Raw genomic sequence first — 17,325 nt, forward strand, 5'->3', positions numbered from 1 at the left:
TCCCATGTCAATTCCACAGCAGCACGAATCTGATCCCAATAATCCCGAGGAGGCCTTTTCCTGGGCTTTCGTCGGTTTGCCCGGTCCGAAGAACGCCCCGATGATCGTGCATCCCATGGTGCTCAAGCAGTGGTCGAAGCATCTGTGGGACTTGGGTTTCCGGCATCATCCCGATGCGCAGACCAAGGAATACCACCCGCCGATCCGGGGCCACCACCATTGGCTCAACTCCGCGGGCACCTGGGTGGAGAAGGGGACCCCGCAGCCCGCCCGGATCACCGCGCCCGATGTGGCGATGTTGACCCAGCAGGAGCGGGCCGATCTGGTCAGCCAGTTGCGTGAGCACGGCGACCTCAACCATCTGCTCACCCAGGCGGAGGTGACCGAGCGTGACCGCACCTGACCGGAACTACCCCGATGGGGCGCAGGTCGTCGGCAGCTTCGGTGGACTCACCGACTCCCGTGAGGTCGCGTTCAGCGGCAACGAAACCCAGATCAGCAACTACAGCCAGCAGACCTTCCAGGCGATGACCAATGCCGCGGTCTCGAGCGTGGTGCGCAAGGCCGATGCCCAACTGGGTGCGTATGTCGGTGTCGCGATCGACCGCATGCTGGCCAACCTCTGCCGGGCGCTGGCCGGGGTCGAGGTGCTCGGCATGCACCCCTTGGCTTTCCTCAACGGGTGGGCCACCGATCTGGACGCGAAGGCCGGGGAGGCACTGTCGGGGGTGGACTCGATCTCCAAGGGGATCACCGGCCCGATCACGGGCACGGCTTCGGGTGATCCATCCGATGTTCTCCCAGCAATGACGATGTTGCAAACGAGATTTCAGCAGATCCTGCTGCAGGGCAACGCGATTGTGTTCACCTCATCGGGAGATTACATACCGACACCGGGAATTCTGTCTCTCGACATCATCCTGATCGGCGGCGGCGCGGGCGGCGCGGGCGGACGCTGGGATATTGTCGCGGGCAATCGTGGGTCTGGCGGTGGCGGTGGCGGCGGTGGCGAGGTGCACACCAATATCCCCGCGTCGCTACTGCCGGTGGACACCAATGGCGACTTTCTCCCGATCCCGATTACCGTCGGCGTCGGCGGGGCGGGCGGTGCGGCCGGTGGTTCGAACGGCTTGAACGGCACCAACACCTTGTTCGGCTCGTGGTTGATGGCGGGCGGCGGACTCGGCGGCCTGTTCCAATACGGCATCGCCGGGCCCGGTGGTGCCGGTGGTACCGGCATGATCCCCGGCGGAGCGGGCGGAAAGAGCGGCGCGTCCGGAGTGGGAGAACCCGACCCGGCTCCACGAGCCGGCGGCAATTCCATTTCCGCCTACGCGCTGTACGGCGGCGGCGGGGGCGGGGGTGGCGCAGCCGGATTCACAGGCGGCCTCGGCGCGCCCGGCGGGCAGGGCGGGATTTCGCAGGGCGGTCCCGCCGGTCAGGCCGGTTCGGCGCCCTCCACGATCATCGCGACAGGCGGTGGCGGCGGCGGTGGCGGAGTCACCGGTAGTGACCCGGGCGGCGCAGGCGCATTCCCCGCGGGCGGTGGCGGTGGCGGTGGCGGTAACGGCGTCGGCGCGGCCAAAGGCGCGCAGGGCGCCGGCGGGATCGTGTTCTTGATCGAACGGACCAGCTGATGTTCACCGCCAACCTCCGTGTGTTCACCGCATCGGACACCTGGACCCCGCCGCCGAACCTGTTCGCGGTGGATGTGATCCTGCGCGGCGGCGGCGGAGCGGGCAACGCGACCGTGGGCGGCGGTGGGGGACAGGCTATTCGGTCCGCGCGGCGAATCCCGGCTGCCGTGCTCGCTGAGTCTGTGCCCGTTGTCGTCGGCGTCGCGGGCAGCGGTGGCGGCGATGGCGGGACCTCCAGTTTCGGCACATGGCTGGTCGCTGCCGGCGGATCCGGCGGAGCCAGTAGCGGGGCCGGGGGCGGCCTCGGGTTCCAGCGCGGCGGCAACGGCGGTCCGAACGGGCAGCGCGGTGAATCCGTCTCCGGTGGCGATATCGCTCTGCTCGCGGGCGGGGGCGGTGGTGCCGGTGCGGGGTCCGTCGGCGGTGGATCGGGGTTGGTGGCCGCAGGCACCAGCAATCCGCCGTTCTGGCAGGCGCTGCAGTCCGGTGGCGGTGGAAACGCCGGCGCCGGCGGCGGATTCCCGGCGGGCGGCGGTGGCGCGGGTGCGATCGGCGCGGCCGGACTCGTCACCGTCATCGAATATCACTTCACCTACTGAACGGAAATTTCGCGATATGAACACAGCCACAACGCTTTCCATCGAAGTCACCGGATTCGCCGGCCCCGCTCGGCTCTACGAACTCTCGGAACCGCTCTCGGGTAACAACCACGTCATCGTGTGGACGCAGCAAGCGTTCGGTCGCCAGTCCGCCGAGGCGGTCATCGTGGCGGCGCGACCCGACGGTTCGGCAGTCACGATGACAAAGCTGCCGGGCTCCTACATCCATCCCGACGCGACTCACGAAGGCGCGCTCTGGCTGGCCGGCTACGAAGTAAAGGAAGTGTCATGACATCACCGGTCGACCCCGGTTATCTGGGGTATCAGCCTACGGTCGAGCCTCTCATCCTGACCACCGGCGCCAGTTTCGTGCAGACGATTCAGCCGTCCGGCGGCGCGGTATTTCCCACTGGCACCACAATTTCCATCGGGTTGACCGCGCCGAGCGGTGTATCGCTGGCCACCTGGTCCGCGACCGTCACCCCGACCGCCGCCTCCTGGGCGGTATCCAGCGCCATTTGTGACGCCATTCCCGCGAATTCGCGGTACACGATGCTCGTGACCTATCCGACCACCCCCGCCACCACCTACGCGTGGTACGTGGGCTCGGTCATCCGGACCTAGAGCATCCGCGTAACTCGAAAAATCAACCTTCACCCTCGAAATATCTGAAACAAGGAGCTGTCATGGCTATCGCCGTTGCTACCACTCGCCAGGCTCTCGCCGACGCCTACAAGAACGTCGCGGGATCGAACACCGTCTACATCAGCGTGCACACCGCCGATCCCGGCACCACCGGCGCCAACGAGGCGAGCGGTGGTTCGCCCGCTTATGCCCGTAAGCAGTCGGCTTGGACCTCCGGCACCGGTGGCGTGGTCACCGGTTCGCAGGTCACGATCGACCTTCCCGCCGGCTCCTACACCTACGTCGGCCTGTGGAAGACCCTCGCCGGTGGCTCCGCGGACTTCATCGACAAGGTCGCGATCAGCTCCACCACCCTGGGTGCCCAGGGCCAGCTGCTGATCACCCCCACTTTTACCCAGAGCTGACGGAGGGCGCCGCATGGCTACGCAACAACCGACGCGGGCCACCCTGCCGGCGCCGACAACAGCCGCGGTGGGACTGCCCGGCGTTTCCATCACCACGTCGAGGGCGCCGACGGCACCGACAGCCGTACCGGATGCCTTTGTGCCGATCATCAAGCCATACATTGTCGCCGGGTCGGGCGGGAACGGTGCCTTCGCCGCACAGCTGAACAAGGTGCGATCGCAGATCTCGCCTGCGTCGGCTGCGATCGGCCAGGTGGCCGCGGTGATCTCGCCTCGTTCCGGGGCATTGGGCACCGCGGGCGCCCTGGGGAAACTGGTCGCCAAGGTTGTGGTCAAATCGGGGAAGGTGCTGCTCGAGGCCGGACTCACCGGGGCCAGTGGCTCCAGCGCGTCGCTCAACACGCACCTTCCCATGGCCTTCGAAGCCGAAGGCACCACGACTACGGACCTGGTCGTGATCGGTAGCGCGGAAGCGCTGTTCGGTAGTGATGGCCGGTTCTCCGGCCTGAAACCGTTCGATCTCGCGTTCGCCGGTGATGGCAGCATCGAGGTCGCGGCCGCGGCCGCCGGGGCTGTTGTCGTGTCCGGCGGCACTGCGGGACAGGGCTCGCTATCGGCGGCAACGGGACAGCCGGTCGCGTTCGGCGGCGTCGGGCAGCTCGCGATGGCCCAGGGTGCGCCCGTGGACACCACGGGTTCGGGTGCGCTGCTCACGGTGAGCAGCGCGAAGGCGGGTGTCGACATGGCGCACACCGGTACCGGACAGCTGTCGATGGTCGTAGTGCCGAGTTTCGCTCCGGCAGGGATGACGAAGTCGTCGCCCGCGTGGACGCAGATGGCCAATGACTGGTTGACGGTGGCCGGGTGGGCGGCCGATACCGGCACCTACCCCGGATCGACGGTCAATACCGACGGCATCGTCGCCCAGGCGGCGAAAGCCTCAGCGACACTGGCGGCCTCGATCGTCTTCACCGCGGCCGGGGCAGCGAACGCCAATGTCACGCTGCGGTTGACAGTCAACGGAGTCGTCGTCGCGACCGGTACGGCGACGACTGTTCCCGCCAGCTCAACGGCGACCGTGACTGTCTCGGTGGTCCGTTCCATCGCGTCCGGAGATGTGGTCCGGGTACAGGCGCTGGGCACACAATTCCTCGCGCAGTTCAACCCGACAGCACAGGTGAATTCGGCGTCGTATGTGCGCATCACCTGACGCTGCCCGCTAACTCGATACCCGCAACAACACAACGGCCCGGCCAGCAGGCACGGGCCATTTTCATGCCCAAAAACTCGGGAGGCTCACCCAAATGTCCGGCAAGGAAATCATCGGCTCGGTCGACTTCGGCATCAACGAAACGTCGCCTCCGGAATACATCCAGACCGAATCCGGACAGCTGGTCACTCCCGAGTTTTTGGCGCTCCTCCAGCAGACCCTCTCCGGCAAGCTCGCCGAACCGGACCACGACGACGAGCTCGACCCGCAGGTTCGCGCACTGGCAGAGGAACTCTCGGTCATCCACCTCCCCGAATGGACCAGCCCCGTCGGCCGCAAGCTCGCCGAACCGACCGTCACCTCGATCAAGCAGGCAACCCGGGTCGCTGAGTACCTGATCAAGCGCGGTGTGCGCGTGCACCCCGCGCTCGAAGAAATCAGGTGGGTCCCGACCCCAGCGGGTGCCCCGGGTGCGTTCGACACCGGCGCCCACATCACCCCTGACGACGAAGGCAATTGGCCGACACCTGATGCCGAGGAGTTCTACGACTTCGACGAGATCTCGGTGAAGCAGGTCGAGGGAAGTGCCTGGTACGCGACGCATCCTCGCGGGATCGCGTGTGAGGGGAAGACGAAGTCGGAGGCGTATGCGGCGATGGTCGCCGAACTGCGCCGCCGGATCGATGACGCGGAGCCTCCGCGGTGAACGGCCCGGTAACGGACCCGACGGGTGATGGTCGGTGGTTGCAAAGTCTGACACCGATCGGTGCCGAGTCGCGCGAGCCCGAGCGTCAACCCCGGGTGTTCAACCACTCCGGAATGACCCCGGCTACTGCCGCGCGGGCGTACAACAGGGTTCTCGCTGGTCGAGCACTAGATTCGGCTGGGCAGAACATCAGTGCTGCGCAGTTCGTCAACGATAAGGGCCCCACACAGCCGGGCGTGAATCCGGACTGGAAGCCTCCGACCGACAAGAAGCCTCCGGAGCAGCCGGGTGTGACGATGCCGGCACCGCCGCGACCAGATGCGACACCCCAGCAGACTCCGGCTCCCACCCCAGCACCGCGGTTACCCGCTCAGCAGAATCCCACGCCGGTCCAGACAGGACCTGCCAGTACTCAACCGGCTCCCACAGAGCCGCCCGCGCAGCCTCCGGCATCGACTGCTCCCGGAGCCGATGGCCCTACTGCGACCACTCCGGCGACACAGCTCCCCAAGAGCTTTCAGCAGAATCCTGTATTCGCAGAGCTATACGATTTCGGTCACACCGAAGGTATGGAAGCACAGTCGACTGGTACTACGAGCCCTCAGATTCCGCCGAGCATATCGCCGCAGGACCGGGTGGCGATTGAGCAAAGCGCTGTCGGTCAGCTTCTATTCGCCGCGCCGAGTGCAGTGTCCGTACCGCAGCTGCCCCCAACCCAGCAGGAACTCGATACGAGTCGCGTCAATCAGATTCTTCCCGAGGGCGTATCACCTCCTGTTCGAGGTGGGCCTGCGGTGGTATGGGTCGACGGCAACAACACACAGGGTTCGCTGTTCATCGATGAATTCGGTGTACGCCATTGGGACTATGTGCTAGCCAACGGAGTATCGATCAAGGTTGAGCAGGGGGGTGGCAGTGACGGGGCGGACCGGCCGTGGACAAATACAAAAATTACCCAACCAGGCGCCTCTGTGCCAGTTGTCGATACCTATGCGACACAAGGGGTTACCTCATATATCGATACTGTCGATGGCCGTGATGTGAATGTCGTCCTATTTCAGGGTGGCGACATCGGACTTCAAACACAAGATGTAGACGGTGGAACGCAAACGACCCAGATAACTCCATCTGGACCGTACTCCACGCACACATCGGCAGCTGGAACAACCTGGCAGAGTAATTTCGGAAGTCGCCTGTTCGCCAGGTTTTCGGGGACAGATGGAAGTGAGAGCGAAGAATCAGGACCGATTGACCGACGAGGGGCTGGCGAGGGCTACTTCACCTACCCCAACGGCATTCGAAAGAACTACACAACGGTTGATGGAGTCATTACAAATGGGCACTATGTCGACCGGGAAGGCATCGACCTCGGCCGATTTACCCAGGTCAACGGAATCACAACTTTCACGCCCAGTCAGGTATATATAGACAGATACATCCGTGAACAGGGCGTTGCGGATATGCGAGTGGTGTACGACCCGACTAACGGTTCCGCACAGACTTACTATCGACTCGTCAACCTTGCAGAAGAACAGCAGCGTGATCTCGAATCGGGCGATATTCCAGGTATCGAATGGGCCACCCCTATCCCCCAGCGCTCCGAGGGAATAATCGAGCATTATAAGGGTGCGTTCACGGCCATCGGCGATGAGCTTTCCAACTACTGGACCGGTCCGCTCATTGCAACGATGAATGCGAGGGCAGGATCAAACGGAATATCCTTCCCGTCATATGAAACACCTGCGGAGAAGGAACATACTGCCGGTGAAGTGTTCTGGGCAGCCGTGGCGGTGATCGACCTCGCGACGCTATTCCTGCCGATCCCCATACCTCGAGCGCGTTGGTTGGCAGGGGTTCGGAATGGGGGAAAGACCTCTCCGTCAGCGGTACTCGGCCCCACGACCGCTCCTCTGCCTGGCGGACGAAGCTTTACTGATACGCATGAACCAAGTATAATACCTGCGCCGAGTGTGATTCCTGCACCTGGGCCGAATCCTGTAACGATCCCGGGTAATCGGCCGCTAACTATCGATGTTCGATCATTTCCGGACAATAGGCGGGGGCTAATGATGTTTCGTTCGGACGACGACGTACTTATCCATATGCCAAAGGTGAAGCCAATGCCTCAGGTATTTGATGTAGGTATACATGGCGCGCCAAAGTACGTCGGTCTCCAGGTTCGTGACGGACAGGCTGACCTACCCAAGAATTGGCGGAACTTTAGCCACCGCGAGGTTTCGCGGATACTCCAAGGACATGGCTGGGTTCCCGGTCAGCCTATTAGGCTTCTGTCCTGTAGAACTGGGATGAATCCCGATGGATTCGCGCAAAATCTCTCTAATAGGCTGGGCGTGGCGGTGTATGCTCCAACTGAAATCTTGTGGATCCATCCAAATGGGCGGATGGTTGTAGCGCCGTACGGGAAAAACGGCAAAATGCATCCTACTATCCGTGGTACGTTTCAGTGGTTCTACCCTTCTGGTCCGAAAAAATAGTGGAAGGTGCACGGTGTGGTTACGATTATTGCCCCGCAGAGAATCGGTGACGAGGAGATCGCGGTCGAGGTGACACCAGGCGAAATGACGTTCGTGGAGGCCGAGCGCGTCGCAACCTATCTGGAGAATTGTACGCCGCTATTGGTATCTCCAGGCGTGGTAGATGACCCATTCTTGGGCGAGGGGTGCGGATATATTCGAGTGGGTGAGTTCACCGATGGGGAATGGTTTTGGTCGTTGGCGTGGGCCGACTACGTACGCGTGCATCGCGCGGCACCTCCCACTGAATTTTTAGATCACATCAAGACGAATGATTACACTCCGCCGGTAGTGAGCGATGAAGAGGTCGATCGAATTTGTACGCTGCTTTACGGTAGCGACTATAGTGAACCCGAGGACGATTACGTGCTGCCAGACTGGCCCCCGACGCGTAAGAAGTCCTAGCGAGGGTTCGGCACCAACTTGGGTTAATATTTCGATCGGCTACGTCGATCGGGATTTTTCATGCCCAAATCATGATCTCAACAAATTTCTGTTCACGATGCGGTTAGGCACGCGAGAGGTGTCGTGATCAAGAAAGGAACGTGATTCGGATTTCTGTAGGATATAAGGCGGCTGGCGGACCGGGGCGGGAATCCTGGCCAGCGGTCCGTCTGAACAGAACCAAGCGTTCGCGGCCGTATTCACGGCGGTAACCAAGATTCCGGTCTCGGTGAATTCCAACGCGCAGGTTAGAACAGCCTTGACCATGTTGCGATGACGCCAGCGGACTTCTTCAACGCATTCTGGACCGTAGTAGTACTTGGCGATATGAGGCGTTCTATCTCAACGGTATAGAGATTTCGGAGTTCACGGTTGTGATGTAGAATACAAATAGGCCGGGTTGCGTAGATGTGCGAACCGATCTACCCGATCCGATATATGCGAGTCCATGATCTTAGTGATCCCATTGAAGGATGCGTACTTTGCCTGAATTTCCTCTCGATCTGCATGCTGATATAGATGTGGAAATCGGGTATTTAGTGTTAAGGGAGATGTATGAAGATGATGATTCAGCGGACCTTCTGATCGGTGTAGAGGGTGATCAGTACAGTGTCACTCTGAAGTCGACTTTGCAACCGATCATTTTTCCGGATGACGATCTGCTGGAATCGGTTGGGAAGCTAGTATCTCTTCATATTGAGTATGGTGCGCGACCTTTGCGAGCTGCTACCTATCATTATGATAAGGAGTCGAGCGGGTCATGGGTTATGTCTGCAAAGTTTGACTATGAACCGGTCTGAGTAGAATAGCTGTGCAGTCGAAATGAATCCCGCTGTGCGAAGGCGTTGATTCATGCTGTAATTGCTTACGGAGGATTATCCCGATCGGTCGACCGGTCGGGATTTTTCATGCCCAAATATTGGTTTCAGATCAATCTGTTCAAGGACTTGACATGAATGAAAGAATACTGTTTCCTGATATCGAACAAACTCTGGTCGATTATCTGACGACGCAACTCACCGCGATAGCTGATACCGCGACTGTGGTCGGCCGGGTCCCGGATCCGCGTCCGACGCGGATGGTGCGAGTGACCAGAAACGACCGAAAAGCCCGAGTCGATGTCGAAGATCGGGAGGGGCGCCGTAGCGCTCAGCTGATTCTCGATCGTCCTCGTGTTGTTCTCGAATGCACCGATGACGCCGGCGCGGCGGCGAACCTTGCCGCGGTTGTGCGTTCGATCCTGAGTGCGGCCGCTCCCGGCTACTTGGGCACCGTGTGGTGCGACCAGGTCGAGGATGCCGGCATGGAGAACGACACCGATCCGGTGACAGCCGCTCCGCGGTACACACTTGTCGCCGACCTGATTGTGCGAGGCACTGTCCTCGCCTGACTCCGATGCGGAGTCGAACTGAAGTACCCATCCCGAGGGCCTGCGCAACAATCCCAAGGGAGATAACAACAATGGCTCTGCCTTCCAGCAATTTCATCGGCGCCGGTACCCCGAACCTGGCCGTTTCCGGCGGTGTCCTGGTGGCGCCGCTCAACACCACCCTGCCGACCACCGCGGCGGGCACCATTGCCCCCGCCTTCAAGGCCCTGGGTTATGTCTCCGAGGACGGCATCGAGTCGCTCGGTGAGCGCAAGGTCGAGACGGTCAAGGACTGGAACGCCGACATCATCGCCCAGCTGCAGACCGAGCACTCGGTTCGCTTCGGCCTCACCCTGTACGCGGTGTGGGACCAGGATGTGCTCAGCGAGATCTTCGGTGAGAACAACGTGACCCCCACTGCGGCCACCTCCACCTCGGGCAAGCTGATCACCGTCCGGGAGACCGGCGTGGTTCTGCCGCGTCGCTCGTGGATCTTCGATATGAAGACCGAGGACAAGAAGCTCCGCATCGTGCTGCCGAACGCCAAGATCTCCTCGATCACCGAGAAGAAGTTCGTGTCCAACGAACTGGCCGGCTTCACGATCAATGTCGAGGCATTCAAGGACGATTCCGGCATCAAGGCGTACCGCTACCTCGATGACGGTCTCAAGACTGCCTGATTAAAGCCCCCAACGGCGGCGGGTAAAACACCTATGCGCAGGCCCGCCCGCTGCCGTTGGGCCCTTCCTATTTCTCTCATTCACATCACTGCACAACGAAAGGGTCTGCTACCCATGACTTCTCCTGCTGCTCCCATCAAGATCGCCCAGCCGGCGGTCGTGAAGGACGACTTCACCTATACCGTCGACGGCGCCACAATCGTGCTGCCGTCGCTGTCCTACCTCAAGCCCGGTCTCGTTCGCCGGATCCGCCGTCTCGGCGATGTGGACGCGATGTACACCCTGCTCGAGCTGAGCCTGGCGCCCGAAGCGCTGGCCGCGCTCGACGAGATGGACCCCGATGCCTACCACCAGCTGCTCGAGGCGTGGCGCGCGCACTCGGGGCTGAGCCTGGGGGAATCCTAAGCCTCGACGCTCTTCTCGAAGAGCACAGCGAGGCAATCGAATACGACCTGATCGTCCTGGGGCTGCGGCTGCGGATGCTCGGCACCGATGTACTCGGTTGGGCCGACCTGCGATCGATCGTGAAGCACCTGCCGCTCGAGTCGGCGTTGCTGCGCACGATGTACCCCGAGGGAAGTCGATGGCGGACCGCTGAACACCTGTTGGCGGATGTCGCCGACAGTCTGCGGTGGCTGGCCTGGGCACGGACCGATGACGGTCGGCGCGGGCGCAACATGCCCGAGCCGATCGTTCGGCCCGGCAGGAAGTCGACTCGCGAACGGGTCGGCACAGCAACGGAACTCGATCAGATGAACGACTTCCTCGGCTGGAACGACTAGTGGTGGCAGCCCCGGAGCGGTCGAACGCAGAAAGTGGATACCAATTGTGAAGAAGAGACGCCCAACGGCGATGACATTGCCGGACGTTCTTGCGATGACCACGAGCGGCACACCGGCTCCGGGGATGCGGATCAGGCTGCCGAGCGGGGCCGTCTGGGAAGGCGGCTCCGGCGGCGGCACCGCCACGATCACCCTGCCCGAAGAGAACCCGGTCACCCTCGATGAGGATGGCCGAATTCCGCCGAACAGCCTGATCGGGGCGGGTTTGCTCGGTGTGCTGTCCGACGTGCTCGGCACTGCGCCAGGCGCGATCGCCGAGCGGGTAGCGGGACAGGCGATGGACCTGCTCCGTCCCGACACGGACGCGGTCGATACCAAGACCCGATTGATCAAATTTTCCTCGAAGACGACGCTGCTCAATCCAGCGAAGTCTGATCCCGGCTACGTAGTTGAAAATAGCGGTGCACCTGCGGGTTACGCGGGTGGTGGCTCGGTTCGCGGTCCCGGGACCGGCAGTAGTGATTCGATCCTGGCTCGACTGTCCAACGGTGAATTCGTGGTCAACGCGGCCGCGACGGCCGGTGCGCTGCCGCTGCTGGAAGCGATCAACTCCGGCTGGGTTCCGTCAGCTGGATACCTGGCGGGCATGCTTCCCGGCTTCGCTTCCGGCGGTCTGGTCGGCGACTCCGGGATGGGTGATCCGCAGAAGTGGCGCGAGCTACTCGGGACCGGCTTGATCGCCGATGTGATCGGCGGCATCGGCGGTGCGGCGATCAATGCCGCCGGTACCGCGGGTGCGGCGCTCGGTGGGGCACTGGCTCCGGTGTTGGGCGCGGGCGGGCTGTTCGGTCGGCGTGCGCCTGAACCCATGAAAGTCGATCTGGGCACCAACTCGCCGTTCACCGGCGACGGACCACCGATCTCGGCCTCGCTGAACGTGGAACCGCAGGGGCTCTTGGGCGCGATGCCCGCATTCGCCCAGGAGTCAACTTCGTCTGCCCAGGGTTCCACGGCTCCGCTGTCGGCACTCTCCGAGGCGTTGTCCGCAGGGATCGTCGCCTCGGCGACGGAAGCCGGTGGTCGGGTCGGTGCGGCGTTGGGTGCGGCTATCGCGCCTGCGCTCGGACCGGCGGGGCAGCTGGCGCCGGAAATCGGCGAGCAGCTCGGTCAGACGATCGGGTCTCGGTTCGGTGGTGGGTTCGCGGCATCCATGTCGTTGAAGTCCGCGATCGGAGCGATGCCATCGGAAGGCGCGGATCTGTCGTCGGGTGGCGCCGGTGGTTCGGTTGCGCCGGGTGGCGCTTCGCCGATGACGCCGACAGGCTTCGGCGGTGGTGACGGTGGGTCGAGCGGTGGTTCGAACAGCGTTGTAGTCACCGGCGGGTCCGGTGGTGGTTCGAGCACGGTGTATGTGCCCAATGGCGCCGGCGGATATTCGGCTGTCGGGCCATCCACGACACCGCGTACGCCGAGCCTGAGTGAGGGTCTCAAAGGCACGAGCCTTGCCGACCCCACGCATTTCACAACCTACGGCGGAGCCGACTACATCGATCGCGGATCGATCGTCGGCAGCGAGCTGGCGAAGAACTTCGGGGAGTCGCTGGGTCTCAGCGACACCACAGCCCTGCGTGAAGCCGGTTCTACGGTCGGTGCGCTGGCCGGTGCCCTCGGCATCCCGTCCATCTCCAACGCACTCTCAGCCGACGGTGAGCTTGCCAAGCAGCTCGGGATCAATTCTGACAGTGAGTTCTTCGTACCGTTCGAACAGCAGAAAGCGTTCGACAACAACGAAGAGTCAAACCTCACAGCCGGCATTCAAGGCTTCCTTTCGGGTAATTCCTCGGGTGGTCTGGTCAAAGGCATCACCGGGGCGGCGAAGGGAGTCGCCCAAGACCTGGCGGGCCAAGCCGGAAGCTTCATCGGCACAGCACTCGGCACCGCGGTCGCGGGCCCAGCCGGTGCTGCGGTCGGCAGCGTGCTCGGATCCCTTGTCGGATCCACGGTGGCGGGCAAGGCGGTGGACCTGGTCGCGAAACCTGTCGAATGGTTGGCGAGTACCGCGAAGGAAGTCGTCGGAACCGGCTTCGGTCTGACAGACCTGGCCGAGGGCGTCGGCGGACACACCGCCCGCGGCGACATCTTCAATTTCAACGGCATGGACCCCAAGAGCGTGCAGATGTCCATCGCCCGAGTTCAACGACGCCAGACATTCGTGGCACAACGAGGAGGAGGACTCGGCCGATGATCCACCAAATGCTCAACACACAGGACACCAAGATCGTGGTGTGGGACAACAACGGCCGGGTCTGGCACCTGGCGGGCCCGAATGCCGGTCGTGAAGGCGTAAGGCTCTCGGCGCAAACAGGATTCATGTTCGCACCGGTTCAGCTGCTCGCCACCGAGGGTGCCCGCCAGGACGGCGCCACCTTCGCCCGGTCGGTCCGCTGGAAGAAGGAATGGGACTTCCTCGCCATCATCTCGGCGGCGGCAGGCGCTCAGGAGTCCAACCCGGTCCGCGAATTCCTCGCCGTGCACGACGCGTGGTTCCGCGGCTGGTCCACCGACAAGCCCGTGACCGTCGGCTACTTCACCCGGCACCAGGGCTGGCGTTTCCAGCAGTTCCAGATCGACTCCGCCCCTGAACCTTCGGGCGATATCGATCCGGCGCGCAACGGCTTCGCGATGTACAAGATGTCGGCGACCGCGATGGATCCGCTCGAGCGTCACTTCGACGAAACCATGGTGTGGACGAACGCTTCCGGTGCGGGCGAGGGCATTCTGCGCCTGCGCAATGCGGCGGATCAGCCGGCCTGGCCGCGGTACACGATGAACGGCCCCGGCCGTTGGTCGATCCTCGACCCGGTCGAGGGTCTCGACCAGCTGCGCCTGGTCCAGACGCCGCGCCTGATCACAGGCCAAACCCTGCGGATCGACACCCACCCGCGCCACCGCACTGCTCGCCTCTACACCGAGGGCAGCACCGCGAGTGTCAATGTGTGGGGCCAGCTCGCCGGCCGCCGCTGGCTCGCCTCGCTGGACCCATGGACCAGCACCGACATCGTGGTGAAGGTCGAGAACGGGAACACCGATTCGAGCATTATCGGGGCTGTGACGCCGAGGTCATCGCGACCGTTCTGATCCTGCCCCCGAACTGAATACCGAACAAGAGAGAGCCCAATCCCCGTGCGGGGGTTGGGCTCTCTCGATTTCAAAGGAGGTATCGCGATGGTGGTACCAGAGCCTTTCGTGGCGTATGACCATTCCCAATTCTCTGCATGGCTCTCGTCTCTGACCCCGTTGGGAGCTGAATCCGGCTCGGGCTCCACACGAGAACCGCGGGTGCACAACCTGAACGGGATGACGGCAGCTTCGGCAGCGCGGGCGTATGAGCGAGTGCTCGGCATTCGTGACATGGACAGGCGCTCCCAAGACCGTACTTCGACGGCACGGTTCGTCAATGCCCCGCTCGAGGGTAAAGGCCTGCCGACGATCCCCGGTCTGACCACGGACAAACCCAGTGTGTCCGATAGGCCAGCGGTGCCGACGGACTTGCCGCAAGCCCAACCTCTACCACAATCGCCTGCTCCGGTCCCCGCTCCGGCTGGGCCCGCTCCGACGCCCGCACCGTCCACGCCCCAACCACAAACCGCGCCGACCAGTCCATCACCGGCGCCTGCGGCAACCACCCCTGAGCCGGTACCGACAACTGCCCCGGACGTACCGCCGACTCCCAAACCCGCGACACCGGCGAGTCTGCCCTCGTCCCTGACCAGTGTGTTGCTCGGTGTGCAACAGCCGGTTTCCGGTCAAACCCAATATCCCGGCCTTCTTGATCCGGTTCAGTTCGTGCAGTCCTACAAGCCGGAACAGGCGCGGGCGCAGGATGATCCGCAGCAGGGTGTACCGGCGCAGGTAGTCGTCACTGCCGCGGTGTCAATACCGGCAGACCCCGGTCCATGCCAAGTACCGCGCCTGACAAGTGCGACTTACTCGGCGCCGCAACTGGCGGCAGATAAGGCGTTGGTTCAGCAAGGTCGACCTAACTGGGTGGGGCCGGGGAACCCATACGACGCGGCAGTGGCTCGATTGAAAGCAGCCGAATACACCCGGTATCAGCAGCTCCTCGACTTGCAATGGTCGCAGTACCGGCCACAAAACGAGGAAGAAGCCGAATCCTGGCGTGCAGCATTCAGACGGCTACGTGAAGGTGGCATCGCCTGGAAGGATCCCGCGGTCCAGCAGTGGACGCAAACACAGCTGCAACAAGGCGTCCTCACTGACCCGCGTTATCCGCCGAAATGGGCAGGACCACCTGTCAATGTGTCCCCTACCTCACCAGAATTGCATCCGCTGGACAAACCAATTTCTGCTGCGGTTGTAGCGATTGCCAAATCGACTAAGCACAGTCTGGTCGTCCTCGGGGACACCGTCGTCAACCTGTCACCGCATGCCGAAATGCGAGCAACTATCAACGCACGCCCGGACAGGGACGGAAAGATCAACGCGCCGGTGGTTCCGACTCGGCCAGAGCACTCACCGCTCGAAGTCGCGATTGCATTGGTGGATATCGGTAGCTATGTCGTTCCAATTGGTGCACCTGCGCGCGTCGCTGCGGCCGCTGGCACCAAGGCGGCCAGCGTCGGAGCTGCGCGGGTTGCGGCCGAGGCTGGCGCAGCGACGACGCGATCGCTGCCGGTCCACATGGCAGAAGCAACGACGCTCCCAGCTATTCGGGTTCCGAATGCTGCGCCGCGCCCCTACTCAGACGTTATGCCGAGCCCTCCGGCGATGAACTCGCTGACAAACGGCCCCTCAGTCATGCCATTGAACGCATACGTACGGCCGAGCGAGGGCCTCCCACTAGCGCAGATGCTCACTTCCGAGGAGAGCGTCGCGCGGGCTGCGAAGGACCTGGTGGCGGAGGTCGAGCAATTCGTAATGCTTCGGTCGACATCGCAATCACTCGTCACGGCTGGAGCGCACGACGTTGCAGTCGGGCAGCGGCTAGGCGCTGCGATGCATGCCTCGGAATCTGCGCCCGCCGTGCGAACAACGACCGGTGGCGGGTTGCCTACAGGTGCACCACCCAGCAGGCCTGTTGATGGTTCTCTGACGCCGCCCAGTGGCAGTATCCCCCGGCAAACCCTGTATCACTACACCACAGAGGGTCGACTGAGCCAGATTCTGAATGCCCTCGAACTGTGGGCATCGCGGAAGGCGGACAACCCGAAGGATGCAAGATATGGCGATGGACAGTATCTTTCAGATATCGAGCCCGGAACCCTGCGGCCCGGTCAGCTTTCCTATCGGTTCTTGAGTACGCCACGAGGGTGGCGTAGATTTACGCACTACATCGAAGTAGATGTGACTGGATTGACCGTTATCGCTGGACGGGAAGGTGTATTCTTGATCCCGAACAGCGGACCGCTCGATCTGACCGGGAGAATTGTGCGATCGGGAAAGAATATGCCATGATGTATTTGCGGATGGAGTGGCGCCATGACTCGGAGACTGAACCGAGTACGTTCTTCATTGAGGTTGGAGATGATAACTACGAAGTCCGAAAGGTGGAGATATTCAAAGATGGTCGATCGCATCGCGTCGGCCTAAATGGCGCTGACGATATCGGTTTGGCTCAAATCCCCGTGGATTCCATTGAAGAGATCAATCTTGACCCAGATTTCCACGCAATCGAGATAGATGCAACATATTTTGAAACGGAGTGGGAAAAGGCTCCCGAGGCGACGTGGTCATAGCATGGAGGGATTAGGGTGATAACCTGGTGCAATGGCGACTTGCTCGATGCAAATGTATCGACGTTGGTCAATGCGGTGAATACGGTTGGCGTCATGGGCAAAGGAATCGCTGCTGCGTTTCGCGCAGAATTTCCAGACATGTTTTCAGACTATTCGGAAGCGTGTAAGCGCGGAGACCTGAAATTGGGTGCGATGCACGTTTGGGAGCCGCCAGTAACCTCAACAGCACGCCGGGTTGTTTCTTTTCCTACGAAGGCACACTGGCGTTCACCATCGCAAATTGAATACATCGAGAGTGGGATGGTTGACCTAGTTAAGGTTATTGTTGATTTGCGAATCAATTCGATCGCACTACCTGCGCTTGGCTGTGGTAACGGCGGGCTGCTTTGGCAGGATGTCCGCCCGGTGATCGAGTCGGGTCTAAGTCGCCTTACTGAAGTAGATTGTCGGGTCTACGTCCCAGAATCGAAGAATTTCGGATAATTGTTCCACCTTGTGTGGAGAGATGATGACGGAAATCGATCGATGTCCGGATCGAGCTGTAGGACGGCAGCGAAGG

At 62.1% G+C, this 17,325-nt stretch carries 20 protein-coding genes; all 20 read left to right on the plus strand.

Translation table 11 applies throughout. The annotated features are described in order from the left end of the window. The first annotated feature begins 4 nt into the window (after positions 1-4). The 20 genes from NA12_RS23355 (at position 5) to NA12_RS33260 (ending at position 17,249) form a co-directional block, all read left to right on the plus strand. Positions 5-403 (plus strand): phage gene 29 protein family protein, encoded by a 399-nt coding sequence (locus NA12_RS23355; RefSeq protein ID WP_067455207.1) that lies wholly within the window; start codon positions 5-7, stop codon positions 401-403. Beyond that, the gene (locus NA12_RS33815) at positions 390-1,637 is read left to right on the plus strand and encodes a glycine-rich domain-containing protein (protein ID WP_067455211.1); all 1,248 of its coding nucleotides are present in this window, start codon (positions 390-392) and stop codon (positions 1,635-1,637) included. Before NA12_RS23355 ends, NA12_RS33815 begins: the two co-directional genes overlap by 14 nt. Further along, the gene (locus NA12_RS23365) at positions 1,637-2,236 is read left to right on the plus strand and encodes a hypothetical protein (protein ID WP_067455214.1); all 600 of its coding nucleotides are present in this window, start codon (positions 1,637-1,639) and stop codon (positions 2,234-2,236) included. Before NA12_RS33815 ends, NA12_RS23365 begins: the two co-directional genes overlap by 1 nt. Before the next feature lie 16 nt (positions 2,237-2,252). Then, positions 2,253-2,528, plus strand: coding sequence for a hypothetical protein (locus NA12_RS23370; protein WP_067455217.1), 276 nt, complete (start codon positions 2,253-2,255; stop codon positions 2,526-2,528). Further along, positions 2,525-2,860 carry an LtfC-like domain-containing protein gene (locus tag NA12_RS23375; RefSeq protein WP_067455220.1) on the plus strand — a complete coding sequence of 112 codons (336 nt, stop codon included), beginning with the start codon at positions 2,525-2,527 and terminating at the stop codon, positions 2,858-2,860. Before NA12_RS23370 ends, NA12_RS23375 begins: the two co-directional genes overlap by 4 nt. Positions 2,861-2,922: 62 nt before the next feature. After that, on the plus strand, positions 2,923-3,285 hold the full coding sequence (locus NA12_RS23380; RefSeq protein WP_067455223.1) for a phage tail fiber protein: 363 nt from the start codon (positions 2,923-2,925) through the stop codon (positions 3,283-3,285). Between the two features lie 13 nt (positions 3,286-3,298). Then, positions 3,299-4,495 (plus strand): hypothetical protein, encoded by a 1,197-nt coding sequence (locus tag NA12_RS23385; protein ID WP_132369719.1) that lies wholly within the window; start codon positions 3,299-3,301, stop codon positions 4,493-4,495. Between the two features lie 94 nt (positions 4,496-4,589). Beyond that, positions 4,590-5,201 (plus strand): hypothetical protein, encoded by a 612-nt coding sequence (locus NA12_RS23390; RefSeq protein WP_067455229.1) that lies wholly within the window; start codon positions 4,590-4,592, stop codon positions 5,199-5,201. Positions 5,202-5,995: 794 nt separating this feature from the next. Further along, a complete protein-coding gene (locus tag NA12_RS33820; RefSeq protein ID WP_132369718.1) occupies positions 5,996-7,696 on the plus strand; it encodes a DUF8616 domain-containing protein in 1,701 nt (566 codons plus the stop codon). A gap of 15 nt (positions 7,697-7,711) precedes the next feature. After that, positions 7,712-8,140 (plus strand): hypothetical protein, encoded by a 429-nt coding sequence (locus tag NA12_RS23395; protein ID WP_067455231.1) that lies wholly within the window; start codon positions 7,712-7,714, stop codon positions 8,138-8,140. 512 nt (positions 8,141-8,652) lie between these two features. Continuing rightward, entirely contained in the window at positions 8,653-8,979 is a 327-nt protein-coding gene (locus NA12_RS33825; RefSeq protein WP_132369717.1) for a hypothetical protein, read from the plus strand. Between the two features lie 119 nt (positions 8,980-9,098). After that, a complete protein-coding gene (locus tag NA12_RS23400) occupies positions 9,099-9,569 on the plus strand; it encodes a hypothetical protein (protein ID WP_132369716.1) in 471 nt (156 codons plus the stop codon). A gap of 71 nt (positions 9,570-9,640) precedes the next feature. Next, on the plus strand, positions 9,641-10,228 hold the full coding sequence (locus NA12_RS23405; RefSeq protein WP_067455236.1) for a phage tail tube protein: 588 nt from the start codon (positions 9,641-9,643) through the stop codon (positions 10,226-10,228). 114 nt (positions 10,229-10,342) lie between these two features. Next, complete coding sequence (locus tag NA12_RS23410; RefSeq protein WP_067455239.1) at positions 10,343-10,633, plus strand: hypothetical protein; 291 nt, start codon at positions 10,343-10,345, stop codon at positions 10,631-10,633. A gap of 74 nt (positions 10,634-10,707) precedes the next feature. Beyond that, the gene (locus NA12_RS23415) at positions 10,708-11,010 is read left to right on the plus strand and encodes a DUF5361 domain-containing protein (protein ID WP_067455245.1); all 303 of its coding nucleotides are present in this window, start codon (positions 10,708-10,710) and stop codon (positions 11,008-11,010) included. Between the two features lie 94 nt (positions 11,011-11,104). Next, a complete protein-coding gene (locus NA12_RS23420; RefSeq protein ID WP_132369715.1) occupies positions 11,105-13,255 on the plus strand; it encodes a peptidase associated/transthyretin-like domain-containing protein in 2,151 nt (716 codons plus the stop codon). A gap of 8 nt (positions 13,256-13,263) precedes the next feature. After that, positions 13,264-14,148: a phage tail protein gene (locus tag NA12_RS23425; RefSeq protein WP_243654770.1), complete on the plus strand. Its 885-nt coding sequence runs from the start codon at positions 13,264-13,266 to the stop codon at positions 14,146-14,148. Between the two features lie 648 nt (positions 14,149-14,796). Then, positions 14,797-16,485 carry an HYD1 signature containing ADP-ribosyltransferase family protein gene (locus tag NA12_RS34445; RefSeq protein WP_207905565.1) on the plus strand — a complete coding sequence of 563 codons (1,689 nt, stop codon included), beginning with the start codon at positions 14,797-14,799 and terminating at the stop codon, positions 16,483-16,485. Further along, positions 16,482-16,766, plus strand: a complete 285-nt coding sequence (locus tag NA12_RS23430; protein WP_067455252.1) for a DUF6881 domain-containing protein — start codon at positions 16,482-16,484, stop codon at positions 16,764-16,766. The genes NA12_RS34445 and NA12_RS23430 overlap by 4 nt, the downstream gene beginning before the upstream one ends. Before the next feature lie 75 nt (positions 16,767-16,841). Further along, positions 16,842-17,249 (plus strand): macro domain-containing protein, encoded by a 408-nt coding sequence (locus NA12_RS33260; protein ID WP_255284097.1) that lies wholly within the window; start codon positions 16,842-16,844, stop codon positions 17,247-17,249. Positions 17,250-17,325 lie beyond the last annotated feature (76 nt).

The organism is Nocardia alba NBRC 108234 (assembly GCF_001612665.1).
GTDB classification, from domain to species: Bacteria; Actinomycetota; Actinomycetes; order Mycobacteriales; family Mycobacteriaceae; genus Nocardia; species Nocardia alba.

Bases quoted from the DNA above. Each gene is read 5' to 3' on its own strand.
- NA12_RS23355 (WP_067455207.1), top strand. From the start codon at position 5: ATGTCAATTCCACAGCAGCACGAATCTGATCCCAATAATCCCGAGGAG.
- NA12_RS23365 (WP_067455214.1), top strand. From the start codon at position 1,637: ATGTTCACCGCCAACCTCCGTGTGTTCACCGCATCGGACACCTGGACC.
- NA12_RS23370 (WP_067455217.1), top strand. From the start codon at position 2,253: ATGAACACAGCCACAACGCTTTCCATCGAAGTCACCGGATTCGCCGGC.
- NA12_RS23375 (WP_067455220.1), top strand. From the start codon at position 2,525: ATGACATCACCGGTCGACCCCGGTTATCTGGGGTATCAGCCTACGGTC.
- NA12_RS23380 (WP_067455223.1), top strand. From the start codon at position 2,923: ATGGCTATCGCCGTTGCTACCACTCGCCAGGCTCTCGCCGACGCCTAC.
- NA12_RS23385 (WP_132369719.1), top strand. From the start codon at position 3,299: ATGGCTACGCAACAACCGACGCGGGCCACCCTGCCGGCGCCGACAACA.
- NA12_RS23390 (WP_067455229.1), top strand. From the start codon at position 4,590: ATGTCCGGCAAGGAAATCATCGGCTCGGTCGACTTCGGCATCAACGAA.
- NA12_RS33825 (WP_132369717.1), top strand. From the start codon at position 8,653: ATGCGTACTTTGCCTGAATTTCCTCTCGATCTGCATGCTGATATAGAT.
- NA12_RS23405 (WP_067455236.1), top strand. From the start codon at position 9,641: ATGGCTCTGCCTTCCAGCAATTTCATCGGCGCCGGTACCCCGAACCTG.
- NA12_RS23410 (WP_067455239.1), top strand. From the start codon at position 10,343: ATGACTTCTCCTGCTGCTCCCATCAAGATCGCCCAGCCGGCGGTCGTG.
- NA12_RS23415 (WP_067455245.1), top strand. From the start codon at position 10,708: ATGCTCGGCACCGATGTACTCGGTTGGGCCGACCTGCGATCGATCGTG.
- NA12_RS23420 (WP_132369715.1), top strand. From the start codon at position 11,105: ATGACCACGAGCGGCACACCGGCTCCGGGGATGCGGATCAGGCTGCCG.
- NA12_RS23425 (WP_243654770.1), top strand. From the start codon at position 13,264: ATGCTCAACACACAGGACACCAAGATCGTGGTGTGGGACAACAACGGC.
- NA12_RS23430 (WP_067455252.1), top strand. From the start codon at position 16,482: ATGATGTATTTGCGGATGGAGTGGCGCCATGACTCGGAGACTGAACCG.